We start from the raw sequence: 20,129 nt of genomic DNA, 5'->3' as shown, positions 1-20,129 counted from the left end.
CGGCTGCGGCCCGCTTACAGATTGGCCTTGCGGTTTTCGATCAGGTCGTCGACCACGCTGGGATCCGCGAGGGTGGAGGTGTCACCGAGGCTGCCGAATTCGCTCTCGGCGATCTTACGCAGGATGCGGCGCATGATCTTCCCCGAGCGCGTCTTCGGCAGGCCTGGTGCGAACTGAATGATGTCCGGCGACGCAATTGGGCCGATCTCCTTGCGGACGTGGGCCACCAGCTCCTTGCGCATCGCGTCCGACGGTGTTTTTCCCTCCATCAGGGTCACGTAGGCATAAATACCCTGACCTTTAATGTCGTGCGGGTAGCCAACGACAGCCGCGTCCGAGACGCACTCGTGCGCAACGAGCGCGCTCTCGACCTCCGCCGTGCCCATACGATGGCCAGAGACGTTGATGACGTCGTCGACGCGGCCTGTAATCCAGTAATAGCCGTCGGTGTCGCGCCGGCAGCCGTCGCCGGTGAAGTACTTGTTGGGGTAGGTCGAAAAATAGGTTTCCTCGAAACGCTTGTGGTCGCCATAGACCGTGCGCATCTGGCCGGGCCAGGAATCGGCGATCACCAGATTCCCTTCGCAGGCGCCTTCGAGCACCTGGCCGGCGGAATCGACGATCTGGGGCTGCAACCCGAAGAAGGGGCGTCCAGCTGAACCAGGCTTCAAGTCCGTTGCGCCAGGCAGGGGTGTAATCAGAATGCCGCCCGTCTCGGTCTGCCACCAGGTGTCAACAATCGGGCAGCGCCCTTCGCCGACGACGCGGTGATACCATTCCCAGGCCTCGGGATTGATCGGTTCACCGACCGAACCGAGCAGTTTCAGCGTCTTGCGGCTGGTTCTCTTCACCGGTTCCTCTCCCGCCGCCATGAGCGAGCGGATGGCAGTCGGCGCGGTATAGAAAATATTGACCTTGTGCTTATCGACGACATCCCAGAAGCGCGAGATCGAGGGATAGGTCGGAACACCTTCAAACATCAGGGTTGTCGCGCCGTTGGCGAGTGGCCCATAGACAATGTAGCTGTGCCCCGTCACCCAGCCGACATCAGCCGTGCACCAGTAGATATCGCCATCGTGATAGTCGAAGACGTACTGGTGCGTCATCGAGGCAAAGACCAAATAGCCGCCCGTGGAATGCAACACGCCCTTGGGCTTGCCGGTTGATCCCGATGTGTAAAGGATGAACAATGGGTCTTCGGCCTTCATCTCCTGGGCCTTGCATTCGACCGTGACCCTGGCCGCTTCCTCATGGTACCAGAAGTCGCGCCCGGAAATCATCGGCACTTGCCCGCCGGTGCGCTTGACCACGATGATCGCTGCGACGGTGCCCGGAATTTTGTTGGCGGCCTCGTCGGCATTGACCTTCAGCGGTACCTTCTTGCCGGCGCGCAGACCCTCGTCCGCTGTGATAAGGATCTTGGAGCTGCCGCCCTCGATGCGGCTGGCCAGCGCCTCTGGTGAGAATCCGCCAAAGACGATTGAGTGTACGGCACCGATTCGAGCGCAGGCGAGCATCGCGTAGGCGGCCTCGGGAATCATGGGCAGATAGATCGTGACCGTGTCGCCCTTTTTGACGCCGTGTGCCTTCAGCACGTTGGCAAAGCGGCACACCTCATCGTGCAATTGCCGATAGGTGATGTTTTTTGACTCCTTGGGATCGTCACCTTCCCAAATGATTGCGACCTGGTCGGCGCGCTTAGCCAGATGGCGGTCGATGCAATTGAGTGAGACGTTGGTGGTGCCGTCGCCGAACCATTCGATTGATACATTGTCAGGCGCAAACGATGTGCGCTTCACCCGCGTATAGGACTTGATCCAGTCGATGCGCTTGCCGTGGTCACCCCAGAAGCCTTCGGGGTCGCGCACTGAATGGGCGTACATGTCACGATACTTGGCATCGTCGACATGAGCCTGCGCCGGCCAGTTTTCAGGAACCCTGTAGAGCATTTCCGACATCTTCCGCTCCTGTGCTGTCGGGACAAGCCCGTTTGCGATTGTTATCTCAGCTCGCACGGCCGGCCTGACGTGCGCAAAGCGCGGCTTCAGTGCGTAGTGGCGCCGGATGCGCCGATGCCGGTCTGGGAGCGCACATATTGCGCCGCGAATCCGCCGCGGTCGACCTTGGCCCGCGCGCTGCGGTCCAGAACCGAGAACAGCCAGATGCCAGCGAATGCGAGGCTGATCGAGAACAGTGCCGGATTATCGAGCGGGATCGGTGCCGACCCCTTGGGGTTGCCCAGCGTTGCTTCCCACACGGCCGGTGACAGGATGACGCCGACGACGGCGCTGATCAGACCGAGGAAACCGCCGATCATTGCTCCCCGCGTGGTCAGTCCCTTCCAGAAGATCGACATGGCCAGCACCGGGAAATTGCATGACGCCGCGATGGCGAAGGCAAGTCCGACCATGAAGGCAACGTTCTGGTTCTCGAATATGATGCCCAGAATGATCGCGAGCACGCCGAGGAACAGCGTCGCGATCTTCGAGACGCGGATTTCGTCCTGCTCATTGGCCTTTCCGTCCTTGATCACCATGGCGTAGATGTCATGGCTGATTGAAGATGCGCCAGCCAGCGCCAGGCCCGACACGACTGCGAGGATTGTGGCGAACGCCACCGCCGAGATGAAGCCGAGGAATAAGTTACCGCCGACCGCGTTGGCCAGATGGATCGCCGCCATGTTCGAGCCGCCCTTGATCGCCGCGATCCCGCTCTTGGTCTTCTCGAGAATGCTGGCATCGAGGAACGCTGCATCGGTCGAAACAAGCACGATCGCGCCGAAGCCAATGATGAAAGTGAGGATGTAGAAGTAACCGATGAAACCGGTCGCATAGAGGACCGACTTGCGTGCTGCTTGCGCGTCCTTCACCGTGAAGAAGCGCATCAGGATGTGCGGGAGCCCTGCCGTACCGAACATAAGGGCGAGGCCGAGCGAAATCGCCGATAGCGGATTGGAGATCAGGCTGCCCGGCTCCATGATTGCGGTCTTCTTTGGATGCACTTCGGTCGCCTTGGCGAACAGCGCTTCGGGGCTGAAGCCAAATTTGTACAAGACCGCTCCCGCCATGAATGTCGCGCCCATCAACAACAACACGGCCTTGATGATCTGTACCCAGGTCGTCGCTTTCATGCCGCCGAAGGTCACGTAGATCATCATCAGGCCGCCGACCAGAATGACCGCTATCCAGTAGTCGAGACCGAACAGCAACTGGATCAGCTTGCCAGCGCCGACCATCTGCGCGATCAGGTAGAAGGCGACGGTGACCAGAGAGCCGCATGCCGCCAGAATGCGGATCTCGGTCTGTCCGAGCCGGAACGAGGTGACGTCGGCAAACGTGAACTTGCCGAGATTGCGCAACTGCTCGGCGATCAGAAACGTGACGATCGGCCAGCCGACGAGCCAGCCGACCGAGTAGATCAGACCATCGTAGCCGGAAGTGTAGACCAGGCCCGAGATGCCGAGGAAAGAGGCCGCCGACATATAGTCGCCGGCGATCGCGAGGCCGTTCTGGAAGCCGGTGATGCCGCCGCCAGCGGAATAGAAGTCCGCGGCCGATGCCGTTTGTTTTGCCGCCCAATAGGTGATGCAGAGGGTAAAGGCGACAAAGGCGACGAACATACAGATCGCGACCCAATTAACCGCCTGCTTGGTGCCGCCGTCGATCGCTCCAGCCGCAAGCGCGAGTGTGGGGAGGCTAGCAAACAATACCGTCGCAAGCATGCGGGGGAGGTTTTTCATAATTGCTACCTCTCGACAATTCGACGGATCAGGGCGTCGTACTTGGAATTGGCTATGCTGACATAGATGCCCGTGAGCACGAATGCTGAAACAATGACGAAGAGGCCGATCGGAATGCCGATGGTCGTCACACCCGTCCCCAGCCGCATGCCGAGGAATTTTGGCGCATAGGCGACGAGCAGGATGAAGCCGAAGTAGATGACCAGCATGATCAGCGACAGCGTCCACCCGAGGGACGAGCGGCGCCGTACCAGCTTTTGATAGTCGGGGTCTCGCTGGATCGATTCGTGGCTTCTCGCTTCCATCTCGGTTCTCCCACGCAATCCTTTGGCGTTGATCCGACCCACTACTCCCCAGTGTCCGCAGTGGTCTTCTCGGTGTAACGGCACGCGACACACTCATATGTGCGCATATCTATGCCGGCCGTTCGCGAGGTTACGGCGGTAAGCATCATCGGTGCGTGGCACTTAGGACAAGGTGGACGGCCAGGTGCGGCACGGCCGGGATCGAATAAGCGAGAATTCTGCGACATGGCACTCCCCTTTATTGGGAGGGAGCGCGGTGAAACTCTCAGTCACCGATAGAAGCCATTACGATGTGGTGATAAGCCACCCTAAGCTTGCCGATCGTAAGCCGATGTTCAATATTGCTCACTCTCAGAGATTTAACGGTGAATGAAGCGGTTTGCCGTAAGCACTTGACGGTGAAGCCATCCGTTTGTTCTCGGAGATTGCATCGGGCCTAGCGGACACGACGCATTGACTTGGCACTGGCCGCTCGTTCCATTACTCGATCGGAGTAAAGTGGGTCCCGAGTTCAGCGTCTCGTGGTCCAAGCCAGCCATCCCGCCACGAAGGCGAGGGCCACGGACAAACTCGGCGCGTTATGTCCCGTCGCTTTCCATCTATAAGCAACAGCTTTAACTGAACTGCCATCACGACAATGGTTGCGTGCACCATTGTGGCTATGCCGACATAGAGGCATCCTAACACGGCCATCTGTATCGGGATTACCAAAGCGCCGGACTCCGTCTCCATGAACCGAGGGACCACGGACACGAAGAAGATGACCGATTTGGGATTAAAGACGTTTGACAGAAATCCGCGCAAGAACAGCGGACCTGCTGTTCTGCGCAGATCAGCGCGGCCCGGCGAGGTTTCCGCTTGGGTTTGCCAACCTTCCCAGGCGAGGAACAAGAGATAGGCAACGCCGATCCATCGAAGGGCCTCGTAAATCAGAGCGAACTGCTGGATCAGCACTGCCCCGCCGAGCGCTGCAAAGATGGCGTGCACTGCGAGCCCGAACGCTTCCGGGTGGGAATAGTCACCTTCCCGGACGGAACGTATTGCCAGTCCGGCGCTTGGTATCCATCGCCGTCCGCTCTTGGCTTCTATCGGTGACCGAGAGTTTGCGCTCCCGTCCGTTACAAGGGAAGCACCATGTCACACAATGCTCTCGCTCTCGATCCCAACTTCACTGTACTCGAACGCCCACCCTGTCCGAAGTGCCACGGACCGATGGTGCTTTCCGATGTCACATCAGGATCAGCGGGTGACACGTGCACCTTTGAGTGTGTCATGTGCAATCTAACCGAGAAGGTCACCGTCGAGAGCAAAAGATGAGGAATCGGATTGACAAATTGCGCTTCCTTATCGTCGCATCGTTGGTCCTGCCGGTTGTAGCCCTTGCCCAGCCCGTTGCAGGCGACCCTGCTTCGGGCCGTAAAACAGCGACCGCTCTCTGCGGTACCTGTCATCAGGTCACCGGCGGGGAGGGCCGCGACAGTCCCGCGAGTTTTGTGGACATCGCCAACATGACCTCAACCACCGCTCTCTCCTTGAAAGTGTTTCTTCGCTCAGGCCACAAGGAAATGCCTAATCTGATAATCGATAGCTCAGATACTGACGATCTGATCGCCTACATCCTGAGCCTCTCAGCCTCAAGGCGATCTGATCGCCCACATGCTCAGCCTCATGGAGCCATTCGCTCAGACCCGGCAGTAGATCATGTCGCAAAGTGAAGCGCATTCCATCGCTTTGTTGCGTACTCGACCCCGTTTCTTGCTCCAACAATGAGGAGAATAAGACTGACGTCCAAGGCGTCTCTGAAAAGGATATGACTGCCGAGGTTGGCGATCTGGCTGAATACGTTCGCGGCAAACTGGGGGATGCCAACCAAACGGAAAAAGGCAGGAGCAAATGATCTTCCTCCGTCTAACCTCACCTCGGCGGTTGAAGCTCGGACGATCGCAGCCACTCGCTCACATGCGCGCCGGTCTCAGCCCGTCTGGCCTTCTTTAAAAGGGCTTCCCGGTCTGGTTCAGGTGCGAATCGACATCTAACCGTCCATTCTTCTTAATGCAGTACCGGGTTTCTACCCTGCCAAACCCAAACCTCGGTTGGCTTCCAGTAATGCACTTGGCGCAATGCGGACATTCGGCCGGAAGCGAGACACTTAGCAACGTCTCAAGGATGACCCTCTCGGTGTCCAAACCCGGTCTGAACGGGCTTCCCCGTCTCGGGGCAACGGATCAAAATATCGGGCATAAGCGAAAACTGCCTGTCACCAATGGCGGAACATAGTTCTGCCGCGCTGGTTTCGCTGAATCAGTACAAACGGGCTGCGGATCGGAGCGATGAAAAAACGGATGTAACTTGCCCAAGCTGCGGCGCGGGCTTCCGACGATTGGAGTTATGGTCTCAACGTGGCTCCAACGGTGAGTATCATTGCCCGGCCTGCGATACGACGTTGGAGAAGCTCGACGGCAAACACCTCGTTGCCTAACCGTAGGCTTGGCCGGTGTTCTCGGTGGGACTACTGAGAAGCCTATTCACTATTCTAGGCACATAATTTCCGTAGGTCGCAATTCGTTCTTGACCCAAATCAACGAGCGGCGCGGCGACAGCTTCAGCGTTCACGGCATGAAATGGGATGGCATCACCATAGTTGGCTGTGTCTCAATCGCACTTTCCGTGTGATCCTGATTGTCATCTTCACGATGTAGCCGAGCAAATATTCCGATCATCTGGCACTAACTGCACTAGAACCCGAGATGAACTGCTCCCCGTTTTGACCGGACACCGGCGTTAGCCGGAGGAGCTAGGCCTAGTCCTAGGCATACGCCTATGTCCGAGACGTTTTCGAAGGTGGAAGTCATCACCGGCGTTGCCCGCCGGCGTCGGTTCACGACGGAACAGAAGCTCTTGGTCGTCAACGAGACGCTGCAACCGGGCATGTCGATCAGCTATGTTGCCCGTCGCCATGGGCTCTCGCCGAGCCTGATCTTCCGATGGAGACGGCTGATGAGCGAAGGGGGCAAGGAAGCGGTGCGGGCGGATGAGGATGTGGTCGCCGCGTCCGAGGTCCGGAGGCTGGAGGAACGGGTTCGAGACCTCGAACGCTCGCTCGGCCGCAAGACCCTGGAGGTCGAGATCCTCAAGGAGGCTCTTGACCTTGCAATATTCCGGCGCCGTCCTAGGCGGTGCGGGATGATGACCAAAGTGCACACTTGGCCCCGGTCCCTCGCTGTCGTCACGATTTCTCTCCGAACGATGATGTCGGTCTCGGCGATGATGGGTACTGGCCGAAATAGGCCACTCGCCAGATCAAAAACAGGCCACTGATTGGAATCGAAAGGGGCCGCTCACGCGCGGCCCCTTGCCGGTTTAGTCTGAAAATTTGATCGGGATGAAAATCTAGCCCCGGCAAGAGTTAGACTAGAGTTTTCAACAACATTGTGGGATTCCGGGAAACTACGGTGTTTCACCATCGGAACTTTTGCAGCGAATGAGCTAAATGGGACAGCGGGGAGAATTCTAAAGTTCCAAAATGGCATCATCACCGGTCCACCAAAGGCAACTACCGGTGACTGAGAGTTCTGTAGTGCTCCCGCCTGATAAAGGCGCGCAACATGTTCCCCTATCCCCAAACGCTATGCCCAACGTGTCGAACAGCCGCCACGCTGGCACGGATCACGCCCAGCCCCTCAGGCTTCAAAATCTTCACCTTTGAATGCCCCGAGTGCAACGACATTGCCCAAGCCGTCGCTGATCTGGTTGATCCTATGAAATCCCCGAGAACGAACCGGTGGCTTCAAGGGCAATTGCAAGCCCCCACCTAGGGCGTCTTAGCTGGCAGCCACAAAGGCCATCGAGAGGATTATCGATCCCGCCGCACCGCCAGGAAGAACAGCCCAGCGCCGGCGCAGGCTTATGAAGGCGCCACCGGAGTTCCGCGAAGATCGCATCGACCTTGCCTAAGCCGAAAGCAACAAGGGGAGGATTGAAATAGTGTCCAAAAAGCCGAGGATTGATCACGAGTACCATGCCGGCAAGGATAAGTTGGATATAACGATCAAGGGTTACTCACCGAGCAAAAAGACTCGTGATGCGATAATTAAAAAACTGATGCAGCAGCTTGAGAGCAGCCCCGATCGTCTCATCGCCGAGACTAAGAAGTCAAAAAAGGCGCGGGACAAGAGGCCGCACAATCCACAGAAAAACTCCAGGTTACCTGTGGTTGGTGACTGACGTTCTTTATTGAGGGACCGACGTGTTAGGCTGTTGCGAGACGCCCTTGCACTTGGTTGAGCTCGGGCTGAGGGGCAATGTGAAATGAGGTTTCTTCGGTGGATTCGGGATGCGTTGGCACCTTCCGGGACACCGGTCTTCTTGGCGGCAATAATTGCGTTTCTGTTGTCTGTGCTAGCCTCGATCTACCTCCGATCGTTGCTGCGATGAAGCACCGGCGGTGGAGATTGGGGCTGAAGGCGAATGGGAAGTGAACGCGCGTTCGACAGCGGGGGAAGGAATCATGAAGCCGCTAATCGGACTTGTCGCATTGCTCTTTGCAGCTAGCGCCTTTGCTCAAACTGCGCCAGCTAAAGCGGCTAAAAGGCCGCAAGTTCATGTCGGGCCGCAAGCGCCTATGGGTTGCAAACTAGTCGGCACCGTCAAAGGCACCAGGATTTGGGCCGGTGAACGTATTGCTGCGGCACCCGCGGCGGAAGCTCCACCACCGCCATCATCCTCGCTTGCACCGCCTAGCGGCGTCAGCGCGACCGCAGAGAAGCAGTGATCGGCATTCGTTCCGCCGACTATTCGGAGATCGGGTTGAAGGCAAAAGGAAAATGAAGCCATGGCGATAATTCCAGTCCTGATCGGAGTTCTGATAATAGTTGTCGTGGGAGCCATCTGCTTCTGGGCAATCGACAGGTTTGCGCAGGACGGCCGATTAGCGAACCTTCTCAAGTTGTTGGTGGTGCTCGTTTGCTTAGGCGCCATTGTACAGCGCCTGCTCATACTGACTTATTGAGCGGCGCCAATATTTAATTCTTGCCGCCCGGAGCCCCATCCGCCGGTTGGTCGAGATCGGGCTAAAGGCGAAGAAATGATGACCGACCTTCGGGAGCTGGAAGAAATGGCGGTAAAGCTAGAAGCCAACGCTCGCAAGCTTCCGGGTCGCGACGATCTACTTCGAGATATCGCTAATTTTCGTGCGCAGCTAATCGCTCGGTTACCAAGCGAAGGCCTCAAGGTGAAGCAGTAGATTGGATACGATCAAGTCCGCGATAGGTTGGTTGGGGCTACCGCACTGGCTTATGCTCGCAGGAGCCGTGCTGGTAGTGGTCGGCCTGATCGGCCTTGTGATCAGCCGCTGGCGTCGGGCCGATGTCCAAGGCGAACCGGGCACCGAGCCAAGTCCCGAGCCGCGTCCCCAGTTGTCACCGCTGCCGGATCTTCTTGACTCCCGGCCACGAAAGGATCGGCGTGAGATCGGGATTTAAGACCCCAATAGGATTGCAGGTCAAAAAGGGAAGTGGGGCAGGATCACTGGCTTGTAGCTGGGTCCCGTCGGGGCATAATCACCCAATGATCGAGCAGCGACCAGCTTTCATGGCTTGCAAAAATCCCGGCACCGGCTGGAGGATCGACATTCTGTGGCCCGATGGCGAAACGGAAGTCATCAAGGGTTTTGTTACGGAGCACGACGCTACCAAGTGGATTTCTGAGCACTCGACGACGTGGCAAGAAAATCCGGACCAACCGCGCTAGAGCGGCTGTTTCTAGGCTCCGCGGGGCGTCCCCTGCGACGCCATGCACACCCATTAGAGGGCGTGAGAGCCTAGGCCCGACGTTGCCGGACGCCACCACCAAGGCTCACCTCACGCGGATTGCCCCTTAGATGGCATGAGCCAGCATGCTGGCTATTTCGGCAAACTTGGGCAGCGCCGCCGTCCCCGTCAGCCGCCAGTGCCCATCCTTTGCGGCGCGTCTACCGAACGAATGATAGAGCCTCGCTTGCCACCGACCGTGCAGTAAACTGTGGCTCGAGATCGGACAGACGCATCTCGTCTGGCCATCTCGCCGCGTCCATCTCGACGTTGTGCGAGCAGCGGAAGTCCTTGCAGAAAACAGCGATACGCGTCGCGCCGGTTTCGCGATTTCGCCGAACGTGATCTTCGTTGGGTAGTCGTTCATGGCGTCGACTACAGCCGCTTCGCGTACCGACGGCAATCCCATTGAAGCCTAGCGGGCCGCTATTGGTCCATCCACCATCCATCGGTGAAGGCGATCTGCGCACCGCTATATCACGCTAAAAATGAAACCCATGAGCAACAGCGCCAGCAGAACAGTTGCTCCTGCTACTATCTTTAGCACTTTGCCTGGTATTCGGGGCTTCGCGGAATGGTTCATAGCTCGTCAGCCCGTGACCTGCGGCTGAATAAGCGATGCTATCATCATGGCCGCGATCAGAAACGCAGGTGCGCAGCTCACCCCAGCGGCTAAGCGCTCTCATGGGCTCGCGCCGTCGCTCTGGATTTACGACGAATTCGCGCAAGCGCCGAATTCCGATCTGCTCAACAATCTGCGCACAGCGATGGGCAAGCGCCGTGAAAGTCTCGGCGTCATCATCTCGACGCAAGCGGCAAATGATCAACACCCGCTAAGTCAGATGATCGATGACGCGATGCTCGGCGTCGAAACGAATGCCCAAGCAGGTGCCAGCTGAGTTCTCGGGTCAATCCAAGGACGCCATCGCCCTTTGCTTCGAAGGTATCGGCAGCCTCCCGCAGTTTATCAAATGGGCACAGAAGCACCGGGCCGCATTCTACTCGATGTACACTAAGCTTATCCCGGTGACTGTGTCGGGCACTGTCGTGATATCGAAACGCTACGACGACGAGCCTCTGTGCAACTGCGCGGCGTGCAGCGGCTTTCGCAACGAAGGTGCCGTGAGCAGATATGCCTCTGGCGGCACGCCGCACCAGAAGCGCCTGCGCGCGCTGTTCGGCTCCATTGACTTTCGCAAAGCGAAGTTTGCCGCGCCGCCAAACGACCCTGACGATGACGAGCACGACGAAGAGGACAACGAGAACAACACCGACAACGAGACCGACGAGACCGAACAAGGCCAGTTGCCGACGAAGCTTGAAGCGATGATCGCCGCCGTCATCGCCGCTTCCCCAAACAGCATGTCCAGGCAGGAAGCGATTAACTACCTGTTGCACTCCCGCCATGGCCGCGAACTGGCAAGGCACATGGCAACCTTCAAACGAAAGGACGAACCTATTATGGACCGCGCAACCGAACTCCAATCCATCGTCAAGCAGCACGGCGGCCTGATGGCCATGGCCAAGCTGTTCATCGCCAATGGCGAGTCGCTCGGCGGCGTTACCGAGGCTGAGTTCACGAAGCTGATCGACGCCGAGGCGCAGGCGACGCGGAAGACGGGCGAACGTCCCGCGCCCGCCTTTGACCGCTTCTTCAACGATCCCACCAACCTCGAGCTACGTAAGGCGCATCGGCTGACGCGGGGGTTCTAAGCGAGCGACGACAACTGCTGCCGCTATGATTCTAATTCGCGACGTTTGTGTTGGTTTGGCGTCGCGAAGCTGCGAGCGGGCTTATCCTTTCCACGCTCGCAGTCGAAAGGGCGAGGCGGGTCATCATTCTCCTTCCCGTCTCCCTGTTTCCAGGGCGCGTGTCCATCACGACTCTTGTCATGGATGATGCTCTGGCGCGGCAAGACGGCGAGTGCCGCGAAACAAGTAACCGCCGCCAGCCGGGGCCGAGGAGCAAGTGCCTCGATGCCCCGGCACCTTTGGCGCTATCCCGGCACGGACGGGACCAGTGCCACCCCTCACACTGCACTTTCTTCGGAAAGGAGTGCGGGACGGCGACGACCCTACGAGAACGAAGCCTACCGGCTGTGGGCCATCAAGCAGCGGGGCAGGCCGTGACATCCCACTACCGGGCATTATCTCCGGCGCGTTTATTTGGCCCATCGAGCGGTCTGCTGCACATTCATTGACAAACCAATACGGGGGTTTTCGCGTGCGTCAGCACCTTGTTTGTCACACTGCCGATTAGTAGCGCGGAAAGTCCGCTGCGCCCATGCGATGACATAACAATGAGATCGCAGCCTCTGTCCTCGGCTGCTGCGATAATGGCTTGATGGGGTTGTCCGTTCTCTACTTGAATTGTCTTGCAGGAAACACCAGCCTCCTTGGCCACATTTGCCGCGCGATCCAACACGCTCGTGGCCTGTTCCTGGCGCAGCTCAGCATATTTTGCGAGTGTTTCAAGGAACGGAGACCCTCTTCTCATTTCTGAAAGCGGCTCCACAACGAAGATTACAGATACTTTTGTTCCAAGGGATTTCGCCAGCGCCAACCCATGCGCCACCCCATGCTCCGCAAGTTCCGACCCATCTGTCGGAATGAGAATATGCCGGTACATGCTTCACTCCCGATTGTCTTGACCTATCGCTGCCTTCCGAAGGTAAAGCTGGGCCCGCGTTTCGGATACGGCCTTGAGATAAATCAATCTATCGGCCCATCGTGCCAGCGACCCAGATGTCCACGCATCGGGCGCGGCTCACCATGCGTCAGGCAAGCGTGGTAACTGCTTCGCTTTCGCCGTTTCCTCGGCAAGCAACGTCAGCAGCATTGCATGCCGGTCCTCATCCCGTGACGGATTGCTTTCGTTTTCCGCGATCAGCTTGCGGTAAAGCGCTACGTTTTCGTCGTGGAAGAAGGAATTCATTCCGATCTCCCAACAGAGGGTGTAAGGTCTGGGCGCCAAGCGGCCATAGTGTCTGGTTCCCGACACAACGCAAGGCTTATTAAGGGGCACGGCAAACAAGATGTTGGAGCATTACTGTCGAATCCGGCCAAGCGGGAAACGCTCAAACGGCTGCTCGCAGGGGAAGAGGCTAAATTGATTGCGGGCTAGCGAGACTACCAAGGAAAGTGAGAGTTACTGGTTTTCGGCCCAAGGACGCCAGTGCGTCGGGTTGATGGTGACGCGCTGTTTGGTTTGCGCGTTGATCCAGCCACAAAAGATACGACAGCAAGCAAACACTAATGCATGCAGGGAGTCGCGTTCTACCACCGCTAGCTCAAGTTCGCGATCAAACGGCGCGGTCGAAATGTCTTCCCACACTGACGGATCACGCCTCGGATTGATCTCGCGGACTTCGGACTACCCGCAAAGCCTCAACTGGACAACGCGATAAGCGACTTGAAAAACGACTATCACTGGTAGGGGCACCGGGTGCTTGCGAAAGATCAACTGCGTTGGATTACCTCATGGAGGCCAGCGGTCAAATTGCGCGACCTCGCTTGAGCGCAGCAGAACCGCTGTTCCTTTCGAAAGAATCCGCAATGTCCGGAACCAGACACAATAGCCCGCGTTTAGCTTACTTGATCTTGCGAGCCGATCTCAACGGCCTCTGTTCGGACCCGGGGAACTGATCAGAAAACTCAAAAACTGCATCTCCCTTGGAGGCTATCATGGATGGCACTCGAAACGAGCGCGCACGCGCGCGTGCACAGCACCTCTTGGCACAAATCGCACCCTTGCTCGATGACGCTGAAGTCCAGCGCTTGCGTGAACTATCTATGGATTGCATTCGCGAAGCCGAAAGAATTGAAGAAGGCGTCACAACTGTGGAGTCCAGCGAACAAATCACGACACGCTTAGATGCGGTAGCCCGCGACTTTTTTGCTCGTGCTCTTCACGAAATGAATCAACAAAACGGTCGTCGTCCACCGCGAAGTAAGGTCGCTGTCAACGGACATCGCAAAGGCCGGGCGCGCGCCTGGCTAGTTGACGGGACTTCCTAACGAGGCGCGGGCCCGATGTTGGACTGTTTTGACTAGCCGACATTTGACTCGCTATTTGCTTTTCCGAGGTGCAGCATAAATCGAAGCTGGCTCTATCGAAGGAGTGAGCCATGTCGGATTTTAACTTCAAAAGCACTCTTGGCCATCGAGACCATGCGCGGCAGGTCGCCACGCTCCGCGAGTTACTGGCCGAAGAAGATGCCGATCAAGCTGAGTTCCACACCAAGAAGCTAAGACCGAACGTGGCGCAGTGAGGTCGTCGCAGCCCAGTTGAGCTGAAAAAGCTTTGCTTGCCGTCGGAAACCATCATCGTCAGGAGTTGAACATGGCCCTCCTAAGACGCGAGTTGTACCGTCAAGTTAGAGGCCCTGAGGTCACCCACGCGGATCGGTGCGCGCTGGTCTTCGATACGGACACCAAAAGCTTGTATGTCGAGCGCGAGGTGGCGGATTTCGACGCACGCGTCAGCGGTACGATTGACATGCAAACCGCCGCAATGGATATCGCGGACTATCTCAAGCAAGGTGGCCAAACAGCCGGGCACCGCGAATTGTGGCGGCTGCTGAGGACACTCTTCAAAGACACTGATGATACCGAAGAGATGATCGGTTACGTGCGCGCGCTCCGATAACCTCTCTGCTCGCTAGTCCAATCTGGCCACACGCAAAAGCCGCCAAGGTTTCCCTCAGCGGCTTGTGCCGTTGCGTTTGCGTGGAGGTTTGCTGCGCCGAGCGGTGCTCGAACGTAGCCCAAGCCTGCCACCCACAGGACGCACAACCTTCATTGAATGAGCAGTGGATGCGTCATCGCATGAGGCAGTCGATGCGTTGCCTGTATGTCGGGGCCGACGTATCCCCGATGGGGTATGATGTGGCACCGGCGACGGTGCTGATCAAGTGAGTGCCGCTGTCCTATAGATGAAATCCTTCACTAGTCGGGAGTTCCGTATCTAACATCTCTGGCTGACATCAGACTTACGACAGTCCTCTGAGGGAACGGGAAGAATGGGCCGACACCCAAGTTACGGGCAACCAGGTAATCGGTAACTCAAATTGAAATGGGTTTTCATTATTGGTGTCAGTTCGGAAGTCCGGTTATGTGTAACAAGTGCGCGGAGTTGGATGAGAAGATCGCGCACTACCGTTCGGGATGCGGATCACGGATCAACTGACCCTAGACGGCCTCGCGCTTTTGATTGAGCAGTACGAAGCCGAGAAGCGCAAGCTACATCCCGAACCGAAAGAGTAAGGCCGAGTGACGAACGCGAAGAGGTTTCATCTGCGGCGCTTTCTCGACCGCTCGACCAACAGCTGCTAGCTGGCAAGCGGTACAACGGTGCGCTTACGGTCCGCGCTCGCACGCCTTAAGGCCGCCGGTTCAATTCGGCGGTTTTTCTTTGGGTTTTGAAGGAAGCGGCGAGGGGCTGATCCGGCTTTTTAGATTGATGCCTTTCGGGCCGGCGCGCTTCCACTGGCCGCGCAAATCTAGCGGCCCACCGCCGTTCGAACTTTCTTTGAATATCCCGAGGAACGTAGCTCATAATCCACCTTCCGGTTCAGCCCCTCGATGGAGCCTCAACGCGCAAGGTGCTCTAAAGGATCCTCATTTGCGTGACGCGGTCCTTTTTCTTTTCAGGCGAACAGGTCGTTTCCGGCCGGGAGAATCTTCACGTACGTCCCGCTCTCGAGATCTCCAGCCAGCCTTGCGCGATGGTGTGCTTGAGGGCGGCGCCATATTCAGCAGGTGTGCCCTTGTCCAGGTACGGGAAGGGCCGGTGCGATGTCCGGCGCGAAGAGTTTAGTCGCCGCTAACGACGCGACGGTTGGCGTTGAGGCGCAATTTTATCGTTTTACAATTCGCGCTTGATCTCGGGCTTGTCGTACAAGACCGCGTTCAGCAATGAACTGTTGACCTCGATTTTTCCGTTGTAGCTGATGAAGCCGAGCTTGCGGAATCTGTTCATGAAGAAGCTGACGCGGGATCGCGTCGTTCCAATCATTTCGGCCAATGTCTCCTGGCTGATATTCGGACTGATCGGTTGAGGGTTGCCCTCCTTGCCGAAATTCGCCAGCAGGAGCAGCAGGCGCGCCAATCGTTTTTCACTGGAGTTGAAGAGCTGATCGATCAGGTCCTCTTCAATCCGGCTGTTGCGGGTCAGCAGATAGGCTATGAACACCTCCGAAAACTTGGGTTCATCGTGCAATGCCGCGACCATGGCGGTCTTCGTTATCGCGGTCACCAGGCATTCCTCCATCGCTGTCGTCGTCGCGATACGCAGCGAATGGCCGTTCATGCAGCCTTCGCCAAAGAACTGGCCGGCCTCCAGAATGCCGACCACGGCTTCCTTGCCTTGCTCTGATATGACAACAACCTTGACCCGGCCTTTCTGGATATAAAAAACCGTATCTGCCACGTCGCCCTGCGCAAAGACGATCTCATCCTTGCGAAACGCGAGGATGGTCTTCCCTTCGCCTAACTTGGCGAGAAACTCCTTAGGATCAAATATTGCGTGGTTGGTATTTTCTGGCATGTCCCGTTTCGTCCCGCGCGGTGGGACACCTAGCTTACCATTCAGCCGACGACGTTCGAAGTAAAAGTGCCGTACCATGGCAGCTTTTCGCAGCCAGGATGGGAGTACCCGGCTGCCGATAAGCTAATCGAGCGGTCAGCAGACCAAGCCCGAGCCGGACCCAACAGGTCGCAGACACCGCCTAGAGTGGCCTAGATCGCAACTGCAAGCTTCCAGTCGTCTTGCATTCCGGGCACTCGAAGGTACGGACTTCATGACCGGGTTGAGCAGGCTCGATGCAAGCCAACCGCATAGGCTTGCCACACCTGGAGCACGGAAGAATTCCGATCTCCGCGCGGCTGTATAGTGGATTTGGCTGGATAGATGACATCACGCATCCCCCGTATTTGGCGGGAGCATTGCTGATCTCTCTGTCGCCGATAACTTGCCTATTGCGGACGGCGATGGAGCTAGTCTTGCCCGACGCAACAATTCGGGCTGGTCAATATTGACCGCTATTGAAAATTTCGTTCAGCAAGACGGCCCCAATGTGGGGACACTGAAGCCGTCTAAGCAGGACGCCGTGGGCAGGAAGGCGATCCAAGCAGCGTTAAGACTCCCGAACAACACTTGTTCCGGGTCATTATATTGTGGGTACCGAACCGGGGACTTCCGGTTCACCTCGAAGAGCCGACATTCCAGTGGTCATACCTACCTATGGGCCACAACTCGGACTCATGAAGTGCGGCAAACGACATCCATGAACTGCAGTGACTCAATCACCTCGTCGGCGCGGCTCGATCACTCGACCAGCGCCCATCGCGCTCCGTTAATAAACGCCACGCCGCACGGCGCGACGCGTATGGCGGTACACGCGACGGTCGACACGACGCGCAGTCACGCGAGCACGCCGGTACGTGTAGGCCTGCGCTTGATCAACGCTTAACTCCAAGCCGCGCGGTGTCACCTGCGGCGAGACCGGAACCGTCGCCAACACCACTGCTGCAAACAGCAGTCCGACAATTGAGAAAGCTCTCATTGCATCTCTCCATGTTGTCACACACCAAGTCGACTCACTCATCTGCAAAAGCCCGACGGACCGCGTCGGGCTGATTGCTAATATGCGTCGTGACCGGCAATCGGCCATTAAGTGCAGGATAGATCGGGGCCGTCTGTATAAAATTGATCATCGCCAGAAAAAGTTTATTGGCGTTGCTGCGCTCGCCCAAAGGACTCCTTCATATTGGTCAGAATGTCGCACAGACAATCCGGTCAAAACCAATGGCTCCGATGGTGGCGAAAAGAGAGGGCGCCCCCTAGCAACGGACGCGTCATCGATCCGGCCACTCAAACAAAAAGCCGCCCCGGTGGGGGGCGGCTTCGGATCGCAGGCGAGAGTTAGTACTTAAACTCCGGCATGGCCTTCAATTCATCCTTAGTGGCGTTAAGCACTGCGTGATCAGGGTACCAACTCTTACTGGCGCTAGTGGTGGTGGTTGTCGTGGTCGTAGTTGCGGCACCGGTCGTGGTTCGCGTGGTGCTGTCTGGAGCGGAAGTCGCTGCAGGAGCATTCGCTGGGGCGGACGTTGTCGACGCAGTTGTCGAGGTCACCGGTTGGTCAACCCACTTCAGCTTATCGAAGGTGACTGCCACGTAGTGTTCGCCCAAGCCGAGAACGCCACCCACACCCAGAATGACATTGGCCACCTTGCCTGACCTATCCAAGATCACCTCGTTGATATCACCGATCTTCTCGTTTGCTTCATTGTACACATTCACGCCGGCGAGCTTAGACGCGCGCCATTCACCCACCTTGTGCGTGGTGGCAGTGGTAGTCGAATCCACCTGGTTCGTGGCTTGCGCCGACGCCGCGCCGGTCATCGACGCAGTAGCAAGGAATGCGATTGCAAGGCATTTCGAAATCATGATGTTCCTCCATTGGTTAGGGGAACAACAGGGCGCAGAAAGTTTGGTTCCAGTGATGGAACGGCAGTTATCCGTGCTGGTGAGGTCTCTGAACTGACGTTGTTCCGTGACACAATCGCGCTCGACCCAAGGCGGCGCGATTGCGGACGCGGGACGATCCCGCCAACAGCAATACCGTTCAGTTAGGGACGGCAGCCCGCGCCGCATGACTCGGCAAAACGGCAGCGGAGCCGGCGAACGCAACCTAGAAAATTTGAAGTCTTCGGCTTTCAAGAAACTGATGGGGACCGCCTAGCAGTTCCCAAGCCCGCCTAAGACGAAGGCGCGCTCCGAACGCATGAGAGAGCCACGATGCTTGCGTGGAGCCCCTGCCGCTGAAGGGCTAGTTTTGAGCTTTGCCCAGCTTGCGTCGGTAGTAACCGTGTTTTTGCACGGTCAACTTGATCTCGTCGCTTACTGCAGCAGCCGCTTTCTTCTTCCGCCATCGGCCCGGGTTTTCGTGGATCGGGATCGGTTTCCCCCTCGGGACCACGAGCAGATAGTCGCGTTTATAATTTAGATACACATCAAACATGCCGTCACTTCCAGCCCCCAGCTGAACTTTTACAGCCTCTTGGACTGGAATGGAGTTACTGAAGTGCAACAGATCTATGAGGATTGAGCACAAGAATTGCTGGGGATCGATGCCGAGGCGATCTGCGAAGCAGCGCAGCGGCCGAGCATGCGGTTTGTGGCCGTGAAGAGCGAACAGCAACAGGCGGCGGGTCTGGTGTTTCGGACCCGTGACCTGTTAGTGCGGCAGCGAACGCAGCTCATCAACGCGATCCGGGGACACCTCACTGAATATGGTTGGGTCGCACCTAAGGGGCCGTCGCACGTGGCGATGCTTACCGACCTGATCGAGGAAGAAGAGATGGCCAGCTCGCTTCCCAAAGCGGCCCACGCCATGTTCCGATTGATGTTGGACCTGCTGACCGACCTCAATGGCAAGGTCGCGGACCTCGACCAGGAAATCGCGCGACGTGCTCGCGAGGACGAAGTATCGCGCCGGCTAATGACCGTTCCCGGCATTGGCCCAATCTCCGCCACCGCGATCGCCGCTCTAGCACCGCCGGCCGAGACCTTTGCCAAAGGCCGTGACTTCGCCGCTTGGTTGGGTCTCACGCCTCTTCAAAGATCGACAGGCGGCAAGCAGAAGCTCGGGGCGACATCCAAGATGGGCGAACGCACGCTCAGGCGCCTCCTCATCATCGGCAGCAGCGCGGTCGTGCAACAGGCGAGCAAACGCGGTGCGCCAAGGGGTTCGTGGCTCGAACAGATGCTGGCTCGTAAACCGCGGATGCTGGTAACCGTCGCGCTCGCTAACAAGATGGCGCGGATCGTCTGGGCGCTACTCGTCAAGTGCGAAAACTACAGAGCTCCGGTTGCCGCCAAGGCGTGATCTTGGCGGGCCAGAGGTCGTCAGAGGTGTAGTCGGTCGAAGGAGGGTATGGCGCAACAGTCGGCGAGACGGGGCCGGAAGAACCAGATGTACTCATCGTGCCTGGAGCACGCATTTATGATTTGGTTCCGGTCCGCGAACTCCCATACGGGCCCGCAGCTCCATCGCTGCATCAGAGGCCGGACAGATGGCAGCATCCGACTACGTGCCAATCTTCTTCAAAAACCGCTTGCATCTGGCGGGGCGTCCACAGATGAGTACGCGCGCTAAGTGCCCTTAAACGGAGTGATGACCTTGTAGGTCGACGCATCGGTGTGCGCATACTTTCTTTTTCTATGTGCAAGGAGACGATCCGTGTAGAGCCCGTTCAGCCTCGTTGCATTTC

Annotated in this window: 18 protein-coding genes and 2 pseudogenes; 11 read left to right on the top strand and 9 right to left on the bottom strand. The window is 57.6% G+C overall.

The window, feature by feature from the left end; genetic code table 11:
* Positions 1-14: 14 nt before the first annotated feature.
* From acs to G6P99_RS03030, 4 genes are all read right to left on the bottom strand, one after another.
* A complete protein-coding gene (gene acs, locus G6P99_RS03045; RefSeq protein ID WP_165127193.1) occupies positions 15-1,958 on the bottom strand; it encodes an acetate--CoA ligase in 1,944 nt (647 codons plus the stop codon).
* Between the two features lie 86 nt (positions 1,959-2,044).
* Positions 2,045-3,739, bottom strand: coding sequence for a cation acetate symporter (locus G6P99_RS03040; protein ID WP_029084241.1), 1,695 nt, complete (start codon positions 3,737-3,739; stop codon positions 2,045-2,047).
* Between the two features lie 5 nt (positions 3,740-3,744).
* A complete protein-coding gene (locus G6P99_RS03035) occupies positions 3,745-4,044 on the bottom strand; it encodes a DUF485 domain-containing protein (protein WP_029084242.1) in 300 nt (99 codons plus the stop codon).
* A 480-nt stretch (positions 4,045-4,524) separates the two neighbouring features.
* Positions 4,525-5,031: a LysE family translocator gene (locus tag G6P99_RS03030; protein WP_165127191.1), complete on the bottom strand. Its 507-nt coding sequence runs from the start codon at positions 5,029-5,031 to the stop codon at positions 4,525-4,527.
* Between the two features lie 326 nt (positions 5,032-5,357).
* Here G6P99_RS03030 and G6P99_RS03025 point away from each other — a divergent pair, with 326 nt between their 5' ends.
* From G6P99_RS03025 to G6P99_RS02995, 7 genes and pseudogenes are all read left to right on the top strand, one after another.
* Positions 5,358-5,759 (top strand): c-type cytochrome, encoded by a 402-nt coding sequence (locus tag G6P99_RS03025; RefSeq protein WP_205751471.1) that lies wholly within the window; start codon positions 5,358-5,360, stop codon positions 5,757-5,759.
* Between the two features lie 1,105 nt (positions 5,760-6,864).
* A pseudogene (locus G6P99_RS03020) lies at positions 6,865-7,197 on the top strand (transposase); the annotation flags it as partial.
* Positions 7,198-8,028: 831 nt separating this feature from the next.
* On the top strand, positions 8,029-8,268 hold the full coding sequence (locus tag G6P99_RS03015; protein WP_029084782.1) for a hypothetical protein: 240 nt from the start codon (positions 8,029-8,031) through the stop codon (positions 8,266-8,268).
* 859 nt (positions 8,269-9,127) lie between these two features.
* The gene (locus G6P99_RS03010; protein WP_156929035.1) at positions 9,128-9,286 is read left to right on the top strand and encodes a hypothetical protein; all 159 of its coding nucleotides are present in this window, start codon (positions 9,128-9,130) and stop codon (positions 9,284-9,286) included.
* A 323-nt stretch (positions 9,287-9,609) separates the two neighbouring features.
* Entirely contained in the window at positions 9,610-9,792 is a 183-nt protein-coding gene (locus G6P99_RS03005) for a hypothetical protein (RefSeq protein ID WP_029084783.1), read from the top strand.
* A gap of 688 nt (positions 9,793-10,480) precedes the next feature.
* On the top strand, positions 10,481-10,750 hold the full coding sequence (locus G6P99_RS03000) for a terminase large subunit domain-containing protein (protein ID WP_165127187.1): 270 nt from the start codon (positions 10,481-10,483) through the stop codon (positions 10,748-10,750).
* On the top strand, positions 10,728-11,564 hold the full coding sequence (locus G6P99_RS02995; RefSeq protein WP_165127185.1) for a hypothetical protein: 837 nt from the start codon (positions 10,728-10,730) through the stop codon (positions 11,562-11,564). Before G6P99_RS03000 ends, G6P99_RS02995 begins: the two co-directional genes overlap by 23 nt.
* Positions 11,565-12,045: 481 nt before the next feature.
* On the opposite strand, the gene G6P99_RS02990 is transcribed toward G6P99_RS02995, so the two are convergent.
* Together G6P99_RS02990 and G6P99_RS02985 are read right to left on the bottom strand one after the other, a co-directional pair.
* The gene (locus tag G6P99_RS02990; protein WP_165127183.1) at positions 12,046-12,480 is read right to left on the bottom strand and encodes a universal stress protein; all 435 of its coding nucleotides are present in this window, start codon (positions 12,478-12,480) and stop codon (positions 12,046-12,048) included.
* A 138-nt stretch (positions 12,481-12,618) separates the two neighbouring features.
* Entirely contained in the window at positions 12,619-12,786 is a 168-nt protein-coding gene (locus tag G6P99_RS02985; protein ID WP_165127181.1) for a hypothetical protein, read from the bottom strand.
* Positions 12,787-13,535: 749 nt separating this feature from the next.
* On the opposite strand from G6P99_RS02985, the gene G6P99_RS02980 reads away from it, so the two are divergent.
* The 3 genes from G6P99_RS02980 (at position 13,536) to G6P99_RS02970 (ending at position 14,499) form a co-directional block, all read left to right on the top strand.
* A complete protein-coding gene (locus G6P99_RS02980; protein ID WP_165127179.1) occupies positions 13,536-13,868 on the top strand; it encodes a hypothetical protein in 333 nt (110 codons plus the stop codon).
* A 110-nt stretch (positions 13,869-13,978) separates the two neighbouring features.
* Entirely contained in the window at positions 13,979-14,122 is a 144-nt protein-coding gene (locus tag G6P99_RS02975) for a hypothetical protein (protein ID WP_165127177.1), read from the top strand.
* A gap of 71 nt (positions 14,123-14,193) precedes the next feature.
* The gene (locus tag G6P99_RS02970; RefSeq protein ID WP_165127175.1) at positions 14,194-14,499 is read left to right on the top strand and encodes a hypothetical protein; all 306 of its coding nucleotides are present in this window, start codon (positions 14,194-14,196) and stop codon (positions 14,497-14,499) included.
* Between the two features lie 1,218 nt (positions 14,500-15,717).
* Here G6P99_RS02970 and G6P99_RS02965 read toward each other — a convergent pair.
* The 3 genes from G6P99_RS02965 to G6P99_RS02955 form a co-directional block, all read right to left on the bottom strand.
* Positions 15,718-16,398 carry a Crp/Fnr family transcriptional regulator gene (locus G6P99_RS02965; protein ID WP_165127173.1) on the bottom strand — a complete coding sequence of 227 codons (681 nt, stop codon included), beginning with the start codon at positions 16,396-16,398 and terminating at the stop codon, positions 15,718-15,720.
* Positions 16,399-17,775: 1,377 nt separating this feature from the next.
* Positions 17,776-18,303 (bottom strand): PRC-barrel domain-containing protein, encoded by a 528-nt coding sequence (locus G6P99_RS02960; protein WP_165127171.1) that lies wholly within the window; start codon positions 18,301-18,303, stop codon positions 17,776-17,778.
* A gap of 382 nt (positions 18,304-18,685) precedes the next feature.
* The gene (locus tag G6P99_RS02955) at positions 18,686-18,877 is read right to left on the bottom strand and encodes a hypothetical protein (protein WP_029079660.1); all 192 of its coding nucleotides are present in this window, start codon (positions 18,875-18,877) and stop codon (positions 18,686-18,688) included.
* Between the two features lie 108 nt (positions 18,878-18,985).
* Here G6P99_RS02955 and G6P99_RS02950 point away from each other — a divergent pair.
* Positions 18,986-19,744, top strand: a pseudogene (locus G6P99_RS02950) (IS110 family transposase); the annotation flags it as partial.
* Between the last annotated feature and the right edge of the window lie 385 nt (positions 19,745-20,129).

The sequence above is a fragment of the Bradyrhizobium sp. 6(2017) genome (assembly GCF_011058295.2).
GTDB classification, from domain to species: Bacteria; Pseudomonadota; Alphaproteobacteria; order Rhizobiales; family Xanthobacteraceae; genus Bradyrhizobium; species Bradyrhizobium septentrionale.
This window is presented reverse-complemented; position numbering and strand designations above follow the sequence as displayed.